At 54.4% G+C, this 21,266-nt stretch carries 19 protein-coding genes and 1 pseudogene; 15 read left to right on the plus strand and 5 right to left on the minus strand.

The window, feature by feature from the left end; translation table 11 throughout:
* Positions 1-149 precede the first annotated feature (149 nt).
* From HB779_RS06635 to HB779_RS06680, 10 genes and pseudogenes are all read left to right on the plus strand, one after another.
* The gene (locus tag HB779_RS06635; protein ID WP_188344970.1) at positions 150-1,262 is read left to right on the plus strand and encodes an S-(hydroxymethyl)glutathione dehydrogenase/class III alcohol dehydrogenase; all 1,113 of its coding nucleotides are present in this window, start codon (positions 150-152) and stop codon (positions 1,260-1,262) included.
* Positions 1,262-1,729: a GNAT family N-acetyltransferase gene (locus HB779_RS06640; protein WP_188344971.1), complete on the plus strand. Its 468-nt coding sequence runs from the start codon at positions 1,262-1,264 to the stop codon at positions 1,727-1,729. The genes HB779_RS06635 and HB779_RS06640 overlap by 1 nt, the downstream gene beginning before the upstream one ends.
* Before the next feature lies 1 nt (position 1,730).
* Positions 1,731-2,387 (plus strand): DUF1345 domain-containing protein, encoded by a 657-nt coding sequence (locus HB779_RS06645; RefSeq protein ID WP_188344972.1) that lies wholly within the window; start codon positions 1,731-1,733, stop codon positions 2,385-2,387.
* Positions 2,388-2,411: 24 nt separating this feature from the next.
* Positions 2,412-3,245, plus strand: coding sequence for an S-formylglutathione hydrolase (gene fghA / locus HB779_RS06650; protein ID WP_188344973.1), 834 nt, complete (start codon positions 2,412-2,414; stop codon positions 3,243-3,245).
* Between the two features lie 145 nt (positions 3,246-3,390).
* Positions 3,391-5,145 (plus strand): peptidase, encoded by a 1,755-nt coding sequence (locus HB779_RS06655; protein ID WP_188344974.1) that lies wholly within the window; start codon positions 3,391-3,393, stop codon positions 5,143-5,145.
* A gap of 12 nt (positions 5,146-5,157) precedes the next feature.
* Complete coding sequence (locus HB779_RS06660; protein ID WP_188344975.1) at positions 5,158-5,655, plus strand: EF-hand domain-containing protein; 498 nt, start codon at positions 5,158-5,160, stop codon at positions 5,653-5,655.
* A gap of 6 nt (positions 5,656-5,661) precedes the next feature.
* Positions 5,662-5,892, plus strand: coding sequence for a hypothetical protein (locus HB779_RS06665; protein ID WP_188346037.1), 231 nt, complete (start codon positions 5,662-5,664; stop codon positions 5,890-5,892).
* A 141-nt stretch (positions 5,893-6,033) separates the two neighbouring features.
* Complete coding sequence (locus HB779_RS06670) at positions 6,034-7,848, plus strand: hypothetical protein (protein WP_244642567.1); 1,815 nt, start codon at positions 6,034-6,036, stop codon at positions 7,846-7,848.
* A 10-nt stretch (positions 7,849-7,858) separates the two neighbouring features.
* Positions 7,859-8,317: a hypothetical protein gene (locus HB779_RS06675; RefSeq protein WP_188344976.1), complete on the plus strand. Its 459-nt coding sequence runs from the start codon at positions 7,859-7,861 to the stop codon at positions 8,315-8,317.
* A gap of 147 nt (positions 8,318-8,464) precedes the next feature.
* Positions 8,465-9,623: pseudogene (locus HB779_RS06680) on the plus strand (IS3 family transposase).
* Positions 9,624-9,695: 72 nt separating this feature from the next.
* Here the strand turns inward: HB779_RS06680 and HB779_RS06685 are convergent.
* The 3 genes from HB779_RS06685 to HB779_RS06695 all read right to left on the minus strand — a co-directional run bounded on the left by HB779_RS06685 (position 9,696) and on the right by HB779_RS06695 (position 12,388).
* Complete coding sequence (locus tag HB779_RS06685; RefSeq protein ID WP_188344977.1) at positions 9,696-10,454, minus strand: RES family NAD+ phosphorylase; 759 nt, start codon at positions 10,452-10,454, stop codon at positions 9,696-9,698.
* Positions 10,414-10,797, minus strand: coding sequence for an MbcA/ParS/Xre antitoxin family protein (locus tag HB779_RS06690; protein WP_188344978.1), 384 nt, complete (start codon positions 10,795-10,797; stop codon positions 10,414-10,416). The genes HB779_RS06685 and HB779_RS06690 overlap by 41 nt, the downstream gene beginning before the upstream one ends.
* Before the next feature lie 211 nt (positions 10,798-11,008).
* Positions 11,009-12,388: a cytochrome P450 gene (locus tag HB779_RS06695; protein WP_188344979.1), complete on the minus strand. Its 1,380-nt coding sequence runs from the start codon at positions 12,386-12,388 to the stop codon at positions 11,009-11,011.
* 499 nt (positions 12,389-12,887) lie between these two features.
* Between HB779_RS06695 and HB779_RS06700 the strand changes: the two genes are divergently transcribed.
* The 3 genes from HB779_RS06700 to gyrB all read left to right on the plus strand — a co-directional run bounded on the left by HB779_RS06700 (position 12,888) and on the right by gyrB (position 17,582).
* On the plus strand, positions 12,888-14,444 hold the full coding sequence (locus HB779_RS06700; protein ID WP_188344980.1) for a hypothetical protein: 1,557 nt from the start codon (positions 12,888-12,890) through the stop codon (positions 14,442-14,444).
* Positions 14,441-14,866, plus strand: coding sequence for a hypothetical protein (locus HB779_RS06705; RefSeq protein ID WP_188344981.1), 426 nt, complete (start codon positions 14,441-14,443; stop codon positions 14,864-14,866). The genes HB779_RS06700 and HB779_RS06705 overlap by 4 nt, the downstream gene beginning before the upstream one ends.
* Positions 14,867-15,140: 274 nt before the next feature.
* Entirely contained in the window at positions 15,141-17,582 is a 2,442-nt protein-coding gene (gyrB, locus tag HB779_RS06710) for a DNA topoisomerase (ATP-hydrolyzing) subunit B (protein ID WP_188344982.1), read from the plus strand.
* Positions 17,583-17,614: 32 nt separating this feature from the next.
* On the opposite strand, the gene HB779_RS06715 is transcribed toward gyrB, so the two are convergent.
* Positions 17,615-17,980, minus strand: a complete 366-nt coding sequence (locus HB779_RS06715; protein ID WP_188344983.1) for a transcriptional regulator — start codon at positions 17,978-17,980, stop codon at positions 17,615-17,617.
* Positions 17,977-18,297, minus strand: coding sequence for a DUF6516 family protein (locus HB779_RS06720; protein ID WP_244642472.1), 321 nt, complete (start codon positions 18,295-18,297; stop codon positions 17,977-17,979). Before HB779_RS06720 ends, HB779_RS06715 begins: the two co-directional genes overlap by 4 nt.
* Positions 18,298-18,566: 269 nt before the next feature.
* Between HB779_RS06720 and HB779_RS06725 the strand changes: the two genes are divergently transcribed.
* Together HB779_RS06725 and HB779_RS06730 are read left to right on the plus strand one after the other, a co-directional pair.
* Positions 18,567-19,622, plus strand: a complete 1,056-nt coding sequence (locus HB779_RS06725) for a dipeptidase (protein WP_188344984.1) — start codon at positions 18,567-18,569, stop codon at positions 19,620-19,622.
* 27 nt (positions 19,623-19,649) lie between these two features.
* The gene (locus tag HB779_RS06730) at positions 19,650-21,260 is read left to right on the plus strand and encodes an ABC transporter substrate-binding protein (RefSeq protein WP_371823889.1); all 1,611 of its coding nucleotides are present in this window, start codon (positions 19,650-19,652) and stop codon (positions 21,258-21,260) included.
* Positions 21,261-21,266 lie beyond the last annotated feature (6 nt).

Genomic DNA, 21,266 nt, shown 5'->3' on the forward strand with positions numbered 1-21,266 from the left:
CGGGTATCTCCATATTCCATCAATAAATCATCGGCGACATTTCCAGCTTGGAAATGTCGCCGATTTGATTGACGATCCCCCTTGCGATCCTGATAGTGCACAACTGCAAATCAAAAGCTGCACTGACAAAGACGCATAGGGAGTTATTCATGAAATCGCGCGCCGCCGTTGCCTGGGAAGCCAAAAAACCGCTCACCATTGAAACAATCGAAATTGGCGGCCCGAAGCCCGGCGAAGTTCTGGTGGAAGTGATGGCAACCGGTGTCTGCCACACGGACGCTTACACGCTTTCAGGCCTTGATTCCGAAGGCAAATTCCCGGCCATTCTCGGTCATGAGGGCGCAGGCATCGTGCGGGAGCTCGGCGCTGGCGTCACATCGTTGAAAGTCGGCGATCATGTCATTCCGCTCTACACGCCGGAATGCCGCCAGTGCAAAACCTGCCTGTCGCAGCGCTCGAACCTGTGCACCTCCATCCGCTCCACGCAAGGCCAGGGCGTCATGCCCGATGGCACAAGCCGCTTTTCCTGCGATGGCGGTGAAGTGTTCCATTATATGGGCTGCTCGACCTTCTCCAACTTCACCATCCTGCCGGAAATCGCGCTGGCCAAGGTGCGTGAAGACGCACCATTCGACAAGATTTGCTATATTGGCTGCGGCGTCACCACTGGTATCGGCGCGGTCATCTATACAGGCAAGGTCTGGCCCGGTGCGAACGTTGTCGTTTTCGGACTTGGCGGTATCGGTCTCAATGTCATCCAGGGTGCCCGTATGGTCGGCGCCGATAAGATCATCGGTGTTGATCTGAATCCCGGCAAAGTGGCGATGGCGAAGAAATTCGGCATGACGCACTTCATCAATCCGAACGAAGTCGGCAATGACAAGGTTGTTCAGGCAATTCAGGATTTGACGGATGGCGGCGCGGATTTCTCCTTCGATGCAACGGGAAACACCAATGTCATGCGGCAGGCGCTGGAATGCTGCCATCGCGGCTGGGGTACCAGCATCGTCATCGGTGTCGCCGAAGCTGGCAAGGAAATCGCCACCCGGCCGTTCCAGCTGGTTACCGGCCGTGTCTGGAAGGGCACAGCCTTTGGCGGCGCGCGTGGCCGCACCGATGTGCCGAAGATCGTCGACTGGTACATGGAAGGCAAGATCGATATCGACAGCCTCATCACCCACACCATGCCGCTTGATGAGATCAACACCGCCTTCGACCTCATGCACGAGGGCAAATCGATCCGTTCTGTCGTGACTTTTTGATGGGTAGCGACGTTTATACCGTCGATGTGCGCGGGATTGATGAATTCAGCCCGCGCGATCTCTATGCCATGCTGCGCATGCGGGTCGACGTCTTCGTTGTCGAGCAGAAATGCCCCTATCCGGAGCTCGACGGCAAAGACATCGAGGCGTTGCACCTGCGGCTTCTCCTCGGCGAGGAACTGGTGGCGAGTGCGCGCATTCGCCATGCGCATGGCATTGACGATACAGCGCGCATCGGCCGGGTCGTGGTTTCGCCTGCCCATCGCGGCAAACGACTTGGCGACCGGTTGATGGCGGAGGCGATTGCCGAGTGCGAGCGGCGTTTTCCGGGCAGTCCGATTGCCCTGTCAGCGCAAAGCCATCTGCAGCGCTTTTATGAAACATTTGGCTTTTTGCCGGTTTCAGCGGAATATCTGGAAGACGAAATTCCGCATGTCGATATGCAGCGGCCAGCAAAGGCAGGATAAAATGGTGATATTGCACCGGCACAATCCATTCTATGTGGCTGCGATTGCCGGTATCGCTGCTTTGGCGCTAGCTTTGGCATTCTATCCGCACCTTGCTTATGTCATTGCTGCGAATGTGTTTTTCGTCGCCTACCTCATTCTCACGGGGTTCAAGATTCGCCGGCTAACATCGAGCTTTCTCAAGCAGAATGCCGCCCGTTCGGACGAGCCGGTCTGGATCATCTTTGCGGTAACTTTTGGCGCGGTTCTTGTTGCCGTCGGCTCACTTTTCGTCCTGATCAATAGCGAAAAAAATCCGCATATATTGGATCTTTCGCTGGCGCTTGCCGCTGTGCCGCTTGGCTGGGCCACCATTCACGCCATGACCGCCATTCATTATGCGCATCTCTACTGGCAGCCGGACGAGACCGCGCAGGGCACCAAGGACAAACCGCGCAAACATGTCGGCGGGCTGGATTTCCCCGGCGGCAAGGAACCCGGCGGCATCGAATTTCTCTATTTTTCCTTCGTTATCGGCATGACCGCGCAGACGTCCGATACGGCCGTTACCAGCACGGAAATGCGCAAGGTCAATCTGCTGCACGCCATCGTTTCATTCTTCTTCAACACGGTGCTTGTGGCGGCGGCGGTCAATGTCGCCGTTTCGCTCGGCCAATAATCTCCAAATCTCACGGGAATAGTCATGGAAACGCTCTCGATCGCCAAAAGCTTTGACGGTACGCAAGGCGTCTATCGCCACTACAGCGATGCGTGCCAATGTGACATGACCTTCGCAATGTTCCTGCCACCCCAGGCCAAGGATGGCCCGGTGCCGGTATTGTGGTATCTCTCAGGCCTCACTTGCACCCATCAGAATGTCATGGACAAGGGTGAGTACCGCCGCGCCGCCGCCGAGCATGGCATTGCGATTATCTGTCCGGATACCAGCCCGCGCGGTAAGCATGTGCCGGATGAAAAGGACAATTGGCAGTTTGGTCAGGGGGCGGGGTTTTATCTCGACGCGGCGCAGGAGCCCTATGCCGCAAACTACCGCATGGCGCGCTACATCATGGACGAGTTGCCAGCTCTGGTTGCCGCTAACTTTCCGGTTGATATGCAGCGTCAGAGCATCACTGGCCATTCCATGGGCGGCCATGGTGCTATCACGCTCGCCCTGAAAAACCCCGGTCATTTCCGCTCGGTTTCCGCCTTTGCGCCGATCACCCGACCGGCAGTGGCTGGCTGGTCACGCCCTGCATTGGAGAAATATCTGGGCGCAGACGAGGCCGCATGGCGAGCCTATGACAGTGTGCTGCTGATCGAGGACGGGCATCGCCTGCCGGAATTGCTGGTGGATCAGGGCAAGGCCGATGGTTTTCTCGATGACGGGCTGCGGCCATGGCTGCTCGAAGATGCCTGTGCCAAGGCCGGTATCCCGCTGACGCTCAATATGCGCGACGGCTATGATCACTCCTACTTCTTCATCTCCACTTTTATGGCCGATCATATTGCCTGGCACGCGGAGAGGTTGGGGTGATACGCCGGTGGGCAAATGAATTTAAGTTATCATTCCAATAACTTAAATTCATTTCCCCGGTGCTTCTCTGTGTGGCTATATCTCCTGATTATTTTTAGCGGCCATTGATTGCTTTTGGACCATATATAATCAGGGGACTCATTAAATGAAGGCGAAATTTGTGCTGCTTGCCGGTTTGGTTTGCTTGGCAGCATGCGACAGCGATTCACGCTCGTCGTCAGACAATACAATTTCAGAAGGTACTTTTGGGTCATTGCTGGAACAGGTTAAGGCACCGGCCTCTGTCACTGAGCCAACAGCGAGCACACCAGACAATAACGGGTCAACCCCAGCTGTCGTCATTCCGGTAGATGAGGAGGCCCGTGTCGCCGGTCTTTATGACGCAATTGCCCCTAAAGACAATGTTGTCAACGATCCGAACAAATATGATAACGGACCGCTGGAGCTCTCGGCTGTTGATGAAACGCCGGGTACTAAGCGCCATAAAATGACTCTTCATGGCAAAACTGTCTGGTTTACGGCAACGGCAGGTCATCTTATCGCCTATGGCCAGAAGGATGCACAGAATTCCGGCAAGAAAGATCCGCAGGCATCTATTTTCTATGAGGCTTATACGCGCGACGATCTACCAAAGGAAAACCGCTCTGTAACATTCCTCTTCAACGGAGGTCCGGGGTCCGCTTCGATCTGGCTGCACCTGGGCGCTTGGGGCCCAAAACGGCTTAAGGTCGATTCTCCAAATATTCCTGAAAGCGCGCAAAATGCGCCCCCTGAAGCGCTTCCTCTGGTCGATAATGATCTGACACTGCTGGATCAGACGGATCTTGTTTTCGTTGACGCGATTTCGACCGGTTACTCCAAAGCGATCAAACCGCATACGGATAGTGATTTTCAAGGTGTCGATACCGATGCGAAGCTGATCCGCGATTTTATCACGAGTTACAACAACAAGAACAATCGCCAGAGTTCTCCCAAATATATTTATGGCGAATCTTATTCCTGCATCCGTGTCCCGATTGTTGCCAAATTGCTGCAAGATGCTGGGACTACCAACTTTGATGCGGACAAGTCGGGCAAGCCTGCGAACATATTATCGGGAATCATTCTGAATTCCCCCATCTTGGACTACGAGTCAAACGTCGATTCCGATGGGAAATTCAGCACCAATGCGGGGGCTTTACCAACCTATGCAATGATCGCGGATTATCATAAGCACCTGCGCGGCACGTCTACCCTTGCGTCCTATGCAGACCAGGCGCGAAGGTTTTCCTTCAACAAATTTGCGCCGCTGCTCAAAAAGTATCGCAACGAAAATGCGCCTTACGATAAGTGGAAAATCGATAATCCTACAGCTGAAGACACAACAGTGCTGAATGGACTAGCGGCGTTGACGGGTGTTGTAGCGTCCGCGTGGCAGGCTGATCTCAATATGTGGCCAACGCCATTCAGAGATAATCTGATGCCAGATTTTGCACTCGGTTATTACGATGGACGTTTGAAGATAAAGGACCACAAATATAGTCCCGATAATTATGAAAAGACGGCGTTTGCGAACGAAATTCAAAAGCTGTTGCCCGAATTTCTGAATTACACCAATGAGACAAAGTATGCCCTTAAGGGGCGCAGTTGGACGACAGATGGTCACGCCAGCAGTCTACCGGACTTGACCCAAGCCTTAACGAACGATCCCGATATGAAAGTGCTCATCGTCCATGGATATTATGATATGGCCACGCCCTTTTATCAGACTGAATTGGACTTGAGTGGCGCGGGTCTGAACATTCCGGTTCATATGTTTGAGGGCGGGCATATGATCTATTATTCCGAGGCGGCACGGGCTCCTCTGAAAAAGTTGATTGATGAATATTACGTCCCCTCTGTCGTCACCGCTTCGAATTAAACCGGGAACATTATGAGATATTATCCTCAATCGATCGTATGTCTGATCATCATGAGCGCCACCGCTACACCAATGACGTCCGCCGGCGCCTTCACCGGTAGTTTTTCGCCTGTTGCTGTCGGGGAGCCCCATCAGGAAAAGTTCATGCGAGTGGACGAAAAAGTGCTGAACTTGCCGCGGGATCCTTCGATTGCCCCTCGTCCAAAAATGACGGAAGAACTGGTGCAGAAGACAATGGACGCCGATTTAAAAGCTCGTTTTGATTCCGCTGCTGCACATTCAAACAATATGCTGACTGCACAACAGGCGCGGGATGCAAATTGGGGTTTCCTTGCGGATCATTTCGATGAAATCGATCGCAACCGTGATGGCTATGTCAGTTTTGACGAAGTCGCCGCCTACATGGCCGCGCGCTCTCCGCTAAGAAAAAGAATGTCACGGCCCCTGTCCAGATTGTCGAGTAATCCGCAGTTACAACCTCCCATCTCCTTGGCTCGTGTTTCTGCGTGAGCCAACATGAATTGGGTATCGGCGGAGATATCTAACGCGTCCCCGGTAGCAGCCTTACTTGGCATCGCGGCATTGGGAAATTCGAGGAACATCCTGCGCATCATCCCGCTGACGCTCAACATGCGCGACGGCTACGATCATTCCTATTTTTTCATCGCCACCTTTACGGCCGATCACATCGCCTGGCACGCGGAGAGGTTGGGCGTAAGTTTTATAATGAAGCCGATTACGAAATAGGCATTTTTATGCACTGATTAAACTATAGGCTAATTGACGCGTGTATCCCGGTTGAAAATGATGTCCCGTTTACAACGGGAACATAAAACAAAATGAATTTCAGACTGACTTTGCTAATGGCAATGCTTTGCCTTGCTGCCTGTGACGGCAGCGATTCCTCCCCCACCTGACACCCCCATCGCCGTTACCGAGAGTAGTGGTACGTTTGGCGAACCGGCAACGCCGGAAGCACTCCCTTCAGAACCGGTAACGACCGTGCTGACAGCGGAAGAGGAGGATGCACGCGCCAAAGCGATATTTGAAGCTTCTGCTCCGGCTGATTTTGTCCTGCAGGACGAGGTGAACTACAACACACAGATGGGCGCTTCGGTTGCTCTGGCCGATGTCAATGAAAAGCCGTCAGCCAAACGGCATGAGATGATGCTCAACGGCAAGCAAATGCGCTTCACCGCCCAGGCCGGTCATCTCATTGCCTATGCGCCAAAGGACCCAAAAAATCCCGAGAAGAAGGATGCGGAAGCGGGCATCTTTTACACCGCCTATACCCGCGATGATCTGCCGAAGGACAAGCGCCCTGTTACATTCTTCTGGAATGGCGGGCCGGGTTCGCCAGCGATCTGGCTGCATATGGGTTCATGGGCACCATGGCGGCTTGTGTCGGATGCGCCCAACATTCCCGGAAATGGCGCTACCCCAGCGCCGGAAAGCTTTCCTCTCGTGGACGATATGGAAACTCTGCTCGATCAGAGCGATCTGGTGTTTATCGATCCGCCCGGCACCGGCTATTCCGCCGCAATTGAGCCGCATACAAATCAGGAGTTTTGGAGCGTTGATCCGGACGCCAAGGTGATTCGTGATTTCATCACTCGTTACATCAATGCCAATAACCGGCAAAGCTCGCCCAAATATCTTTATGGCGAGTCCTATGGCGGCATTCGCACCCCGATCGTCGCCAATCTGCTCCTGCAGGCGGGGACCAGCAATTACGATCCGGACAATTCAGGAAAGCCACCGGTTGTCCTGACCGGCGTCACGCTTCAATCACCGATATTGGACTTCAATTCTGATTGCGATCGGGCATCAGTCTCCTGCGCAGGGTACTATCCGACCTATGCCATGGTTGCTGACTTTCACAAGAAATCTGAGGTTCGCGGGACCAGGTCAGTAGCAGAATATGCCGATGATTTGCGGCGGTTTGTGCGTGAGGAAGCAGGACCTTACACCCGGCTATATGCAGATGTGGAATACAAGACTGATGAGTATAAAAAGAAATGGGACAATTTTGTCAAAACAGAAAAGGCCAATGCCTATTTCGAGAAATTGGCATCCATAGTTGGTTTTTCGCTCAACTATGTGAAGGACAATCCAAACCTAGCAGCTTATGAGGTTTACTACGATTTGCTTGAGAGCTCCAATCTCATGTTGGGTCGCTATGATGGCCGTATGAAAGCCCGTCCGACATGGTCTGACGGAAATTTTGATCCGGATGATTATATCAACAAGCCCTTCATATCGCAGTTTAAAGCGTTGTTGCAGGAGCAGGTGAATTACAGTTCTGCTTTTGCTTATGATACAAACAGTACGGATGATGACTACACTGCTGGAGAATACGGGCTGGATGACGACCCGATCATGGATTGGAAATGGCAGCATCTTGGCCGCGATGACCCAAGCAGTCTTACAGATTTGGTCAATGTCATTATTGCCAATCCTGGAATAAAACTGCTTGTTCTTCACGGCTATCACGATCTCGCAACACCCTTTCACCAGACGGAACTGGATCTGGCTGGAATGGGTCTTGCCGAGCGCGTGCCGGTCAAAGTTTATGATGGCGGCCACATGACCTACAACACCGAAGCATCACGGGCTCCGATGCGGCGGGATCTTGAAGAGTTTTACCGCTCGCCTTCCTATCCGCCAGTTTCGTCCGTTTCCGCCAGCGCAGCGATCAACTAGGAGAAAACCCATGATCAAATTTCGTTTCTCCACATTTGTCGTGGTGCTTGCCATTGGTAGCGGCGCTTCCGGCATTGCCTGCGGTGCAACGCTTCAATCCACGCGGTCTTTGGCTGCTGGCATTGGCGGGGTACCACTCATTCTCGCGGCAGAGAAGCTGGGTGCCCCACCGCGCAATCCGTCGGGGAAAATCACCCCGCCTATGACCGCAACTGTGGCGCAGGAGTTCTTGGATCGGGATATGGCGACTCGCTTCGATGCGGCGGCTGATCCGGCCACCCACCAGCTGACCGAACAGCGGGCAAGGGATTTTGGTTGGGGATTTATCTCCGACCATTTTGCCGAGATTGATGTTCATCGCCAGGGCTATGTGCGGTTTGAAGAAGTCCGGGCCTTCATGCAGGCCCGCTCGCCTCTAGCCAAACCTGCGCCCGCCGCAAAGGGCCATGCGGTCCAGATTATCGAGTGATACTGCTTCCCAAGGGCACGCCATGCCTGCGGGAATGACGCCACCAATTGCCACGGGCTGAAAAACGAGGGCCGCAAAGATTGGCCTGCCCCCTTGAAAGTGGTCCTTTATGAAGTATGGCTTTTGAGCCGATAAAGGATATTGAGAATGCCAAGCAAACGACACAAGCCCGAAGAGATTGTCATGAAACTGCGTCAGGTAGATGTTCTAAGTTCGCAGGGGAAGTCGATGGCAGAAGCCATTCGATCGATAGGTGTGACGGAAGTAACATATTACCGGTGGCGGGCCGAATACGGCGGCTTGAAGGGTGATCAGGTCAAGCGGCTGAAAGAACTGGAAGCGGAGAATGCGCGTCTTCGGCGGGCTGTTTCGGATCTGACGCTGGACAAGATGATCCTTGCTGAGGCCGCAAAGGGAAACTTTTAAGCCCCGCACGCCGCCGTGCCTGTGTGGAGCATGTGGTTGAGGAATTTGACGTGTCCGAACGACGGGCATGCCGGGTTCTTGGCCAGCATCGATCCACACAGCGCAAGCTCTTGAAAACACCGGACGATGAAGCGGCACTGACCGCCGACATCATTGCACTTGCTCTCCAATATGGCCGCTACGGATATCGCCGCATCACAGCGATGCTGCATCGTGCGGGTTGGGGGTGAATGTGAAACGGGTTGAGCGGATATGGCGGCGTGAGGGGCTCAAAGTTCCACACAGACAACCCAAGCGCACACGTTTATGGCTGAATGAGAGTTCGTGCATCCGGCTTCGACCGGAATACCCCAACCATGTCTGGTCCTATGACTTTGTTGAGGCTCGCACGCACAATGGAAGGAAAATCCGTATGCTCAATGTGATCGACGAATTCACACGGGAATGTATTGCCATCAGGGTGGACAGAAAGTTGAAGGCGACGGATGTCATCGACGTTCTGTCTGATCTGTTTATCCTGCGCGGCATTCCTGGTCACATCCGGTCCGACAATGGCCCTGAATTCATCGCCAAGGCCTTGAGAGAGTGGATTGCTGCCGTCGGTGCCAAAACCGCCTACATCATGCCGGGTAGTCCATGGGAGAACGGCTATTGTGAGAGTTTCAATTCAAAGCTTCGGGATGAACTGCTCAACGGAGAAATCTTCTACACACTTAAGGAGGCACAAATCGTCATCGAGAATTGGCGACGGCATTACAATACTATCCGACCACACTCATCGTTGGGTTACAGATCACCTGCTCCCGTGGCTATTGTCTGGCCGTCTCAAAATGGGCCAGCCTCAACGCCAGTGATGGCAATCAGACCAAGTCTGCACTAACATTAAACCCGGATCGCCTCATGGGGGCAGGCCACGTTTCGCAAAGCGTGCCAGCTGGTCACGCCAGGTTTATCAGCGCTGTGCCGCTGCCATGCGGGGATCGGCGGCAAACATGGCGCGGCTGAAACCCAGCCGGATATTGGGCTGGTCGCACAGGGCATTGACGCCATAATCGGAGAAAACCAGCCGCCACGTGGTGGTGTGCGTCGGGCGCGGCATGGCAAAGGCGGCGCAGGACAGGAGCGCCAAATTGGCACCGCCCTGCGGATCGCGGACCGACTGATACCGGATGATTTCAATCCCGGCGGCATGCGCCGCATCGGCCAGTGCGAGGCAGGCGGAATACTCGCTCAGGCGTGTCCAATCGGCTGCCTGTTGCGCGAAAGGCGCCGCCATCAGGTCGATACCGTGTTTCGTGGCATAGCGCGCTTCAAACGCGGTAAATTCCAGCGCATTGCGCGGCCAAAGCGTACCGGGGCTTTCGCTGAAAAACAGCAGCCGGTAAAACGCGGTTTCGGCAACGGCCGTTTCAACCGCTTCGCTGGCATAAAATACACCGGGCGAATAGCCCTCGCGGCGGAAGCGGGAATTGCCGGGGTAGCGGCCATAGCGGAAGGGGGTTGCAAGGAGATAGTCGAGCCGCGCGCATTCCGGCGGCAGCGGCGGTTTGGTGTCTTCGATCTCGTCCTCAAGCAGAGCCTGCTCGTCGAGCGTATCGACAAGTTTCATCGTGGAAACGCGGTGTTGCGCTTCAACGAGACGCCAGCAGGCACCGTGCCTGTCGCGGGCCTCAGATCGGAGCGCGTCGGGCGTCCAGATAGGCGAGGACATGGGCGAGACCGTCAATGGTTTTGATGCGGTTGAGCGGCTTGCCGCCCAGCATGGTGTTGTCAGTGCGGATCCACTGCCGGGCGACGGTGTCGTCACCGCCGACAATGGCGTCAAGCGAACGGTAGAGGCGGATGAACAGGAGGGCCAGTTCGTAACTCTTGCCGGTCAGCGGTGTACCATCCTGGCTGCGCTTCAGCCGGGATATGCTGGGTTCCGACAGGCCCACCACGGTCGACAATTCCTTGGCAGTCAGCCCGAGCAATTCGGCCGCGCGCAGCAATGCCTTGGAGACGACGGCGGTCTTGCCGGTAGGCTCCGCCACGCGTTGTGTTGTAGTCGACATGTCAAATCCTTTCATCTGAAAGGAATATAGATTAAATTTCATGGGAAATCAATGGGAAGGCTTATCGATTGTCTAACGTGGATGCAATATGACTGTAGCAACCTACTCAACTCCCTCGCGAGCTCACTATGAAGGAAGGTGAGGCTCGGGCGATAGAGGTGGGGTGAGCGATTGCGTTTGATTTCTGGAAACGGCAACTTCACTCACCCCTCTATCGCCGCGCCGCCACCTTCATCGGTAAACCGCCATCGGGCTGCGTTGTCAGTTTCTGCACCGGCCACGGCTTTGCCGTCCCCACCGTATCGAACCGGTAACGGTGCAGCAATGTTGCCAGTGCGATGATCGCTTCCTGCAGGGCAAAGCTCGCACCGATGCACACGCGCGGTCCTGCGCCGAATGGCAGATACTGGAAGCGGTCAATCTTGTCGCGATTGTCCGGATGGAAACGCGCTGGCACGAAGGCCTCCGGGTTGTCCCAATAGAGCCGGTGGCGATGCACCGTCCACGGCATCACCAGAATGGCGGACCCCTTGGGGATATGCAAATCCTTGTACTGATCGTCTTCAATCGGTTCACGGTTGATGGAGGGCGCCGGCGGATAAAGCCGCATCGCCTCCTCAAAAGCAGCACGGGTGAAGGGCAGGGCGTTCAGCCAGTCATGCGGCGGCGGTAATGGGTCCTGCTGCATGAAGGCATCGATCTCCTGCTCGATCAGATCGCGTTCCCATGGCGCCTGCGCCAAAAGGTAGAGCGTCCATCCCAAGGCGCGCGCCGTGGTCTCGTGCCCGGCACCGATAAAGGTAATGATATTGTCTTCGATCTCGGCCCGCGACAGTCCATCCGGGCCCTCTGCCCGCAACAGCAGCGTCAGGAAATCATTGGGAACATTGTCGCCGTCGTGGTCCATGCGTGCCTTTCGCATGACAATCGTCTCGGCCACGATCTTGCGGAAGAAAGCCAGAGCCCGCCGCCCGCGAATCTGAGTGAAACGCGGCAGCCAGCTCGGCGCTCCAAGCAGGTCAAGTGGATCGACCCGGCCCATGGTTTCGAACAACCGGTCTACTTCATGTGCAAACGTATCCGCCTCACCAGCGATCTCGCCGGAAAAAAGCGTTTCCGCCAGAATGTCATAGGTCAGGATTGTCATGTCGCGGGAAACATCAACGGTTCCGGCGAGGCTGGCATAGCGCTCGGCAAAACTTTCTGTCGTCCGCTTCATCGCCTCGGCAAAGCCGTTGATGTGGCGCGGGGTGAAAACCGGCGCCATGGCCTTGCGCGAGCGCTTCCAGATATCGCCCTCAGCCGTCAGCAACCCATCGCGCAGGATTGGCCGCAGGATGCGCTGGCGCACTGCGGCCATCTTGTAGTTCTTGGCATTATCGACGAGCACATGCCGGATCAAGCCGGGATCATTGGCAATGATCGTATGCTGGAATGCCCAGTCAATCGAAACCCATGGCTCATTGTAGGACGGCTCGCCCCACAGCTCGAGCGGATTGCGGTAAATGGTGCGGATCAGCTCGATCGTACCGACTGGGCCGGTGCGCGGCACCGGTGCGGGGGGAATGAATGCGGTTCTGACAGTGTCCATTGGCAGCCTCCAGACCCACGATGTGGGGATAGTCGATCCCGATGTCCAATCATTTAATCGTCACAGGATATCATTTCGCACGACCCGAATGTCCCTGGTTCATCAACTAATGGCTAATTGACGCTTTGTGCTGGGGCGATGTCTACTCGTCACAAAATAGTTCGGCTCTGTCGGTTTCTGCTTGAAAGCGAAAGTTTCAGAATCTACGCGATTTTAAAAATTATAGTAATTATATCAAAGACTTATAGAACTGAAGCTTATATTGGTGAGGTTTTTCATGGTGGTCTTTCGCCGGTGCTGGCTTTTGCTGGCGATTTTTCTGGCAGCATGCAGTGGCGGATCGGATTCAGAAAAATCCACATCGAGTGGGACATTCAATCCTCCATCAGCGTTTTCTTCGCCCGATGTCCCAGATCCCATTGTACCCCTAAAACCGGCTCCAGCGCCCGGAAGAACCCACTTTCGCTACAGCGCTAACGACGGGGTGGATCGCACCGATGTGACTGAGCAACCTGTCAGCAAGGGGCATACGATCAATCTGCAGGATAACACCATCCCGTTCACCGCAACGGCGGGGCATTTGATCGCTTATGATTGGGCAAAGTCTCCAGCCAAAACAGCCGATCTGACGAAAATTGATGCGCAAGCCGCCATTTCCTACACGGCCTATACGCGCGATGACCTGCCTCGCGACACACGTCCCGTCACGTTCGTCTTCAATGGCGGTCCGGGTGGTGGCTCAGCGGTTCTGGACGTCGGCTTTCTCGGTCCGAAAGTCTTTGATGTTGATGCGTCAAAGGCCGCAAACAGCTTCATACTGAATGATAATCCCAATACGCTTCTTGATAAGACCGATCTTGTGTTTGTCGATCCGGTTGGAACCGGCTATTCCGAGGCTATTCTGCCGCATAAGAATGTGGATTTTTGGGGCGTGAACAGCGATGCCAAGGTGTTGAGCGATTTCATCACGCGTTATATCAACGTCAACAATCGCCAAAGCTCGCCAAAATATGTCTATGGTGTTTCCTATGGCGGGATGCGCGCACCGATTATCGGGCTGCTGCTGCTTCAGAGCAGCACCCGCGATTATGTCGCCGATCCAAGCAACAAGGTTGCAAAGGTACTGACTGGTCTGGTGCTTAATTCGCCCATACTGGATTACAAAACGGATTGTTACTTTCCCTATAATGTTCCTGTGTCGTGCGGTGGTGCAGCGCCGACCTATGCAATGGTTGGAGCCGTTCACGAGAAGTCGCTTCTGACAGCAGGGCAGACTCTTTCGGATTATGTAAATAAGGCCCGTTCATTTGCCGATACTTTTAACGGCCTTTATGCGGATGTGTTTGGCAACGTTTCCAATAAAACGCCTGATACGCAGAAACAGGAAACATTCCTGAAAAGCCTTGAAAACAAAGGAATAATCAACACACTCTATCAGTATACCGGTGTAGGCAAGCCATTTCGGGGCGACGGGAGCGATAGCGCGAAAGACAATCCGTGGATCGAATATCCCAATATGAATCCGGTTCAGTTTACTGAGAAGTTCGACCCGGCCAAAGGTAAGCTTATGCTTGCAGATGGGCGGGTATTTCTTTCCCGGGAACAAACTGATCCCGCTCTGGATCAGTCCAGTATCTATTCCAAGTTCACATGGCTCTACCAGTATGAGTTCATCGGCTATCAGGCTTATGCTTATTATCTCGATTTGAACGGAACGATCATCGGCAATTGGAATTTTCAGCGGGATGCAAGTCTGGCTGGCATCACACCCGATCTGGCTACCGCCCTGGCGCTGGATTCAAGTCTCAAGGTTTTGATCCAGCACGGATATTATGATCTCAATACCCCATTCTATCAGTCTGAACTGAATATAAAGAATGCCGGCCTGGCGGCACAAATCCCTGTCAAAGTCTATGAAACCGGCCACGGAATTTTACCCGATACAACCATAGCCTATCAACAGGTCATGAAGGATCTGGGTGCGTTTTACGATCAATCTTCGATAAAGATGACTGCGGCTTTGAATTCTCCGGTTCTGGAAGGGAAATCGCCATGAGCAAGTTTGCCGTTTTTACCGCGATGACCTTGCTCACCCTTGGGCAAAGTCCGGTATCTCACGCCGAAGATTTCATTATTTTGACAGAGCCAGCCCCGGATGTTCATGCGCGACAACCGGGGCCCTTTAGTCCGCAGAATTGGCCCAAACAGGAAAATTCTGTGCCGATCACGCCGGAAAGTGTGGCTGCGGCCGTTGATCAGCGTATCCGCGCATTGTTTGACCGGGCTGCTGATCCGGATACCCATCTTGTCACGATTGCATCGGCAGAAAGAGCAGGCGTGGGCTACTTTGTCGACCATTTCAAGGAAATCGATCGGGATCATGCGGGCAGCCTCGACTTTACCAAGGTGAAGGCATTTTTCGACGCCCAGTCGCCCATTGCAAGGCCTGCTTCGACGGGTATCCAGATCATCAAGTAAGTCCAGCAATACGCCATTCCATCCGATGGAATGGCGGGTAAAGAGCCTTGCGCGGAAACAATGCCCGCGCTTCAATCAAATCTGTGTCTGGCCGCAAGGTTTCGGCACAGATTTCCGCGTTGATTCGGCGTTATTTGGCCATCATCGGTGGATAGCCTATAGGCTAAGAATTGGAAAACCGTACATTAACCACTATATCTAGGTTTGTAACCGGGCATGATTCGCCCGGGGTCCTTCACGCCTGTTCCCGGCGCCAAGAAAAGATTGAATATACATGAGTGATACGCCTGAGCTGACAACCGGAGCCTCGCCGGAATATGGTGCAGATTCCATCAAGGTTCTCAAAGGGTTGGATGCTGTTCGCAAACGCCCGGGTATGTATATCGGTGACACGGACGATGGCTCCGGTTTGCATCACATGGTCTACGAAGTCGTGGACAACGCTATTGACGAGGCACTGGCCGGTCATGCGACCCGCGTTACCGTGACGCTGAATCCTGATGGTTCCTGCACCGTCACCGATAATGGACGCGGGATTCCGACAGATATGCACGACGAAGGCGTCTCGGCTGCCGAAGTTATCATGACCCAGTTGCATGCCGGCGGTAAATTCGACCAGAATTCTTACAAGGTTTCCGGCGGTCTGCACGGCGTCGGTGTTTCCGTGGTCAATGCGCTCTCGGTCTGGCTGCGGCTCAAGGTTCGCCGTCAGGGTAAAATTCACGAGATGAGCTTCACCCACGGCGTTGCCGACGCACCGCTTGCGGTAACAGGCGATTCCAACGGTGAGACCGGCACGGAAGTCTCCTTCCTGCCATCGACCGATACATTCACCATGGTTGAGTTCGATTTCAAGACGCTCGAGCATCGCCTGCGCGAACTGGCTTTCCTGAATTCCGGTGTCCGTATTCTTCTGGCTGACCGCCGCCATGCCGATCCGGTTGATCTTGAGCTGTTTTACGAGGGTGGTCTGACCGCCTATGTCAAATATCTCGACCGCACCAAGAAGGAACTGGTCAACGAGCCGATTTATATCAGAGGCGAGCGCGATGACACCACGGTGGAAGTCGCCATGTGGTGGAATGACAGCTACCACGAGAATGTTCTGTGCTTCACCAACAACATTCCGCAGCGCGATGGCGGTACTCACCTTGCCGGTTTCCGTGGTGCACTGACGCGTCAGATGACCGGCTACGCGGAAAACACCGGTCAGGCCAAGAAGGCCAAGGTCACGTTGACGGGGGACGATTGCCGCGAAGGTCTGACGGCCGTGTTGTCGGTTAAAGTTCCTGATCCGAAATTCTCATCGCAGACCAAGGACAAGCTCGTCTCGTCTGAAGTGCGTGCGGTTGTAGAAAGTCTCGTCAATGAGGCGCTTTCGAGCTGGCTGGAAGAACACCCCACCGAGGGCAAGGTGCTGGTGGAGAAGGTCATTCAGGCTGCCTCCGCCCGTGAAGCTGCCCGCAAGGCGCGTGACATCACCCGCAAGAATTCGCTCAGCATCAGTTCGCTGCCGGGCAAGCTCGCAGATTGTCAGGAAAAAGATCCGGCCAAGTCGGAAATCTTCATCGTCGAGGGCGATAGCGCCGGCGGTTCGGCCAAGGGCGGGCGTTCGCGCCAGAACCAAGCCATCCTGCCGCTGCGTGGTAAAATCCTCAATGTGGAACGCGTCAAGCTCGACCGCATGCTGTCATCCGACCAGATCGGCACGCTGATTCTGGCGCTAGGTACGAGCATCGGCAAGGACGAGTTCAATCCGGATAAGCTGCGTTATCACAAGATCATCATCATGACAGACGCCGACGTTGATGGCGCCCACATTCGCACGCTGCTGCTGACGTTCTTCTTCCGCCAGATGCCGGAACTGATCGAGCGCGGTCATATCTATATTGCCCAGCCGCCGCTGTATAAGGTTTCGCGTGGCAAGTCCTCGCAATACATCAAGAATGAATCGGCTTTTGAAGAATTCCTGATTGATTCCGGCCTTGAAGAAGCCTCGCTCGAACTCACAACCGGCGAAGTCCGCGCCGGTATCGATTTGCGGGCGGTCATCAATGATGCGCTGGCAGTACGCCATTTGCTGACTGGGCTGAACACCCGTTATGACCGCGCTGTGGTTGAGCAGGCAACCATTGCCGGTGCGCTGAATCCGGAAGCTATTTCCGATACGCCGCGGGCGCAGGCGCTGGTGACGGAAGTTGCCGCCCGCCTTGATCTGATCGCCGAAGAAACCGAAAAGGGCTGGACCGGCCGTCTGGCAACGCCGGATGACGGCGTTGATGGCTATGTGCTGGAACGTTCGCTGCGCGGCGTCAAGGAAACAGTGACACTTGATATGGCGCTCATCGGTTCTGCCGATGCGCGCCAGCTCGATCGTTACTCCGCCCGGCTGAACGAAATCTACGCCAAACCACCGGTCTTGCGCCGTAAGGAAAAGGTCGAACCGGTCGCTGGACCGATTTCTCTGCTTGAGGCGGTGTTTGCCACCGGCCGCAAGGGCCTGTCGCTGCAGCGCTACAAGGGTCTGGGCGAAATGAACGCCGATCAGCTGTGGGAAACCACGCTTGATCCTAATGCGCGCTCGCTGTTGCAGGTCAAGGTCAACGACGCCACCGATGCCGACAGCCTGTTCTCCAGGCTGATGGGAGACGACGTGGAACCGCGCCGCGAGTTCATTCAGGACAATGCACTCAGCGTCGCCAATCTGGACGTTTAAAGTTCAAACCAAACCTATGCGGGCAGATGTCATCAGGCAACTGCCCGCAGGTCGAAGTCCGCATGAATGATGTCGAAGGGGACGCACACTTTTGCATCGTCCGTACGTTCGATTAAACCCCAATCAATCAAAGCTGATACATCATCGTGGACGCGTTTTACGTCACGTTCGAGCGAACGGGCGAGGCCACGGATACTGGATGGTCCTATTTTCTGCAGGTGCTCGATGAGCTGCCAGCGTTTTGGGGTGATAACAGAAAACAGCTGCGCCGGTGAGCTGAAAGTGAACGTTGCAACAGGGTCGGAATGGCCTTTGCTCCAAGCCTTGGCAAATTCTTTCGCAGCGTCGTCCATGAAACTTTTCGCATTGCTGCGTATCTGAATCGTTGCCCGTTTCACTTCGGCATTCTCCTGTCAATTTCCCTATAAAAATCCTCAATCAACGCTTCTACAGATACGAAGATATAGGGATGTTCTTCGCCTTCCAGATGGCAATGATCACCTTTCCCGCGTTCATTGTCATAACCGACGATCCGCACATTATCCCGCCCCCAATAAAGCCGGTATTTATAAGGGTGTTTGCTGCCTTTAACGTGTGCTGGAACTCTCCAGATTATCATCTCCATAATGGAGCCGTCTGGAAATACGCTCTTTTGCCGATACACAAGATCAGCGTTGATGTTGTCAATCATGCCAACAGTCACGATTGTTGTCAATCATGCCAACGCTCCATCATTTGGCTTCGATCTTTACGAGCTTTTAGGGATATCAACTCAGCCATCGCATCACCACGATCCACAGGTTGAAACTCAATGGCGTTGGGCTGCAGCACAATTGGGGCCTCTATTATACTTTTGTACAATTACTATCTTGCCTGATCGGCGGCGACATGATCTTTTGTCGAAGACAGAGCACTTGATGCGGAGCCGATGAAACGATTTCCCGTCAAATGTTCTCGATCAAGTCAACCGGAATGGGAATAGAAATGCAGCCTGTCTTTGATGGTCACAACGATGTGCTTTACCGGTTGTGGAAACATTCAAAAGACGGCACCGATCCGGTTAGCGAATTCATCGATGGGACCACCTCGGGCCACATCGATAAGAAGCGGGCGCTCAAGGGTGGATTGATCGGCGGTCTTTGCGCCATTTACGTGCCATCCGGCGATCTCGCCTTCAAGGCGCCCGATGCCAATGGTCACTATGTAACGCCGCTCGCTGCGCCCTTGGAGCGCGCGCCATCCCTCGATATATCGCTCGAAATGGCGGCCATTGCCTTGCGCCTCGATCGGGCAGGTGGCTGGAAACTCTGCCGCAGCACCACCGATATTGAAACAGCCATGGCTGAGGATATGTTCGCCGCTGTGCTGCATATGGAAGGCTGTGAAGGCATTGGCGCTGATCTGGCCGCGCTCGACATATTCTATGCTGCCGGATTGCGCTCGCTTGGCCCGGTCTGGAGCCGCAACAATATTTTTGGCCATGGCGTTCCTTTCGCCTATCCGATGGACCCGGACACCGGACCGGGCCTGACCGCAGTTGGTGAAGAACTGGTCAGGGCCTGCAATCGCCTCGGCATTCTCATCGATCTTGCCCATATCACCGAAAAAGGCTTCTGGGATGTCGCCCGCATCAGCGATCAGCCGCTGGTCGCCAGCCATTCCAACGTGCATGCATTGACCCCCGTCGCTCGCAATCTTATCGACAAACAGTTCGATGCCATCCGCGAAAGCAAGGGGCTGGTCGGGTTGAATTACGCCGTTGCCATGCTGCGCCCCGATGCACGCGAAAATGCCGATACGCCGCTCAGCGATATGGTTCGCCACATTGATTATATGGTCAATCGAATGGGCGTTGATTGCGTGGCACTTGGCTCAGATTTTGATGGTGCTAAAATCCCCGGCGAAATTGCCGATGCGGCGGGCAATCAGGCGCTGGTAAATGCCTTGCGGGATGCGGGCTATTCTGAAGATGATCTGGCAAAGATATGCCGCGAAAACTGGCTGCGGGTGCTGCGGTCAGCTTGGCACGAAACAAACTGAAACAATAGAAAAACAGGGGTGACGATAATGTTGATAACTCAGATGAATGCAAAATTCCGGCTTCTCGTCGGCAGTGCCGCGCTCTCCGCGCTGGTCATTTCAGGTGTTCCCGCATGGGCCGCTACACCGGCTGATACGCTTGTTGAAGCCTTCGCCATCGATGATGTGATCACGCTTGATCCGGGTGAAGCATTTGAGCTTACCATGGGCGAAGTCAACGGCAACACCTATGACAAGCTGGTGCGCCTCGACATTAATGATCCATCGAAAATCATTCCGGATGTTGCCGACAGCTGGACGGTGTCCGATGATGGTCTGACCTATACGTTCAAACTGAAGCAGGGGCTCAAATTCGCCTCCGGCAATCCGCTCACCGCTGAAGATGTGGCCTATTCCTTCGAGCGCGCCATCAAGATCGACAAGAGCCCGGCTTTCATTCTCACCCAGTTTGGTCTGAAGGCTGATAATGTCACCGAGAAGGCCAAAGCAACCGATCCGAACACATTCGTTTTCACCGTCGATCAGCCCTATGCGCCGAGCTTCGTGCTGAACTGCCTGACCTCGACCGTTGCTTCGGTCGTCGACAAGAAGCTCGTCTCCGCGCATGTGGTCGACAATGATTACGGCAATGCCTGGATGAAGACCAATTATGCCGGTTCGGGTCCGATGAAAATTCGCGACTGGCGTGCCAATGAAATCCTCGTCCTGGAACGCAACGACAATTATTACGGCACCAAGGCGGTGCTCAATCGGGTCATCTACCGCCATGTGAAGGAAAGCGCCACGCAGCGCCTGCTTCTGGAAAAGGGTGATATCGATGTTGCCCGCAATCTGGAACCGAATGATCTTGAACAGGTTGTCAAGAACAGCGACATCAAGACAACCAGCGCGGCCAAGGGCACAATCTACTATTTCAGCCTCAACCAGAAAAACCCGAATCTGGCCAAGCCGGAAGTGCGTGAAGCACTGAAATATCTGGTTGATTATGATGCCATCGGCGAAAAGCTGATCAAAGGTATTGGCGAGATTCACCAGACCTTCCTGCCCAAGGGCATTCTGGGTGAACTCAACGAGAATCCCTTTACGCTCAATGTTGCCAAGGCCAAGGAATTGCTGGCCAAAGCAGGGCTGAAAGACGGTTTCTCGGTGACTATGGACGTGCGCAACAACCAGCCGGTCACCGGCATTGCCGAATCCGTACAGCAGACATTTGCCCAGGCCGGTGTGAAGCTGGAAATCATTCCCGGTGATGGTAAGCAGACACTGACGAAATACCGTGCCCGCACCCATGATATCTATATCGGTCAGTGGGGCGTCGATTACTGGGATCCGAATTCCAATGCGGAAACCTTCACCAGCAATCCTGACAATGCCGATACCGGCACCAACAAGACGCTGGCATGGCGCAATGCGTGGGATGTGCCTGACCTGACCAAGGAAACCAAGTCAGCCCTGCTGGAACGCGATGGCGCCAAGCGCGCTCAGACCTATCAGGATCTGCAGAAGAAGGTTCTGGAAACCAGCCCGTTCGTGCTTCTGTTCCAGCAGACGGAAGTTGCGGGTATGCGCTCGACTCTCAAGGGCTTCAAGCTCGGACCGTCATTCGATACCAACTACGTCTTCAACGTATCGAAATGATCAGGG

The organism is Phyllobacterium sp. 628 (genome assembly GCF_014189505.1).
Taxonomy (GTDB): domain Bacteria; phylum Pseudomonadota; class Alphaproteobacteria; order Rhizobiales; family Rhizobiaceae; genus Phyllobacterium.

Coding starts and splice junctions, on each gene's coding strand:
- HB779_RS06675 (WP_188344976.1), top strand. CDS start 7,859: ATGATCAAATTTCGTTTCTCCACATTTGTCGTGGTGCTTGCCATTGGT.
- HB779_RS06640 (WP_188344971.1), top strand. CDS start 1,262: ATGGGTAGCGACGTTTATACCGTCGATGTGCGCGGGATTGATGAATTC.
- HB779_RS06730 (WP_371823889.1), top strand. CDS start 19,650: ATGTTGATAACTCAGATGAATGCAAAATTCCGGCTTCTCGTCGGCAGT.
- fghA (WP_188344973.1), top strand. CDS start 2,412: ATGGAAACGCTCTCGATCGCCAAAAGCTTTGACGGTACGCAAGGCGTC.
- gyrB (WP_188344982.1), top strand. CDS start 15,141: ATGAGTGATACGCCTGAGCTGACAACCGGAGCCTCGCCGGAATATGGT.
- HB779_RS06660 (WP_188344975.1), top strand. CDS start 5,158: ATGAGATATTATCCTCAATCGATCGTATGTCTGATCATCATGAGCGCC.
- HB779_RS06685 (WP_188344977.1), bottom strand. CDS start 10,454: ATGTCCTCGCCTATCTGGACGCCCGACGCGCTCCGATCTGAGGCCCGC.
- HB779_RS06705 (WP_188344981.1), top strand. CDS start 14,441: ATGAGCAAGTTTGCCGTTTTTACCGCGATGACCTTGCTCACCCTTGGG.
- HB779_RS06690 (WP_188344978.1), bottom strand. CDS start 10,797: ATGTCGACTACAACACAACGCGTGGCGGAGCCTACCGGCAAGACCGCC.
- HB779_RS06695 (WP_188344979.1), bottom strand. CDS start 12,388: ATGGACACTGTCAGAACCGCATTCATTCCCCCCGCACCGGTGCCGCGC.
- HB779_RS06635 (WP_188344970.1), top strand. CDS start 150: ATGAAATCGCGCGCCGCCGTTGCCTGGGAAGCCAAAAAACCGCTCACC.
- HB779_RS06665 (WP_188346037.1), top strand. CDS start 5,662: ATGAATTGGGTATCGGCGGAGATATCTAACGCGTCCCCGGTAGCAGCC.
- HB779_RS06645 (WP_188344972.1), top strand. CDS start 1,731: ATGGTGATATTGCACCGGCACAATCCATTCTATGTGGCTGCGATTGCC.
- HB779_RS06655 (WP_188344974.1), top strand. CDS start 3,391: ATGAAGGCGAAATTTGTGCTGCTTGCCGGTTTGGTTTGCTTGGCAGCA.
- HB779_RS06725 (WP_188344984.1), top strand. CDS start 18,567: ATGCAGCCTGTCTTTGATGGTCACAACGATGTGCTTTACCGGTTGTGG.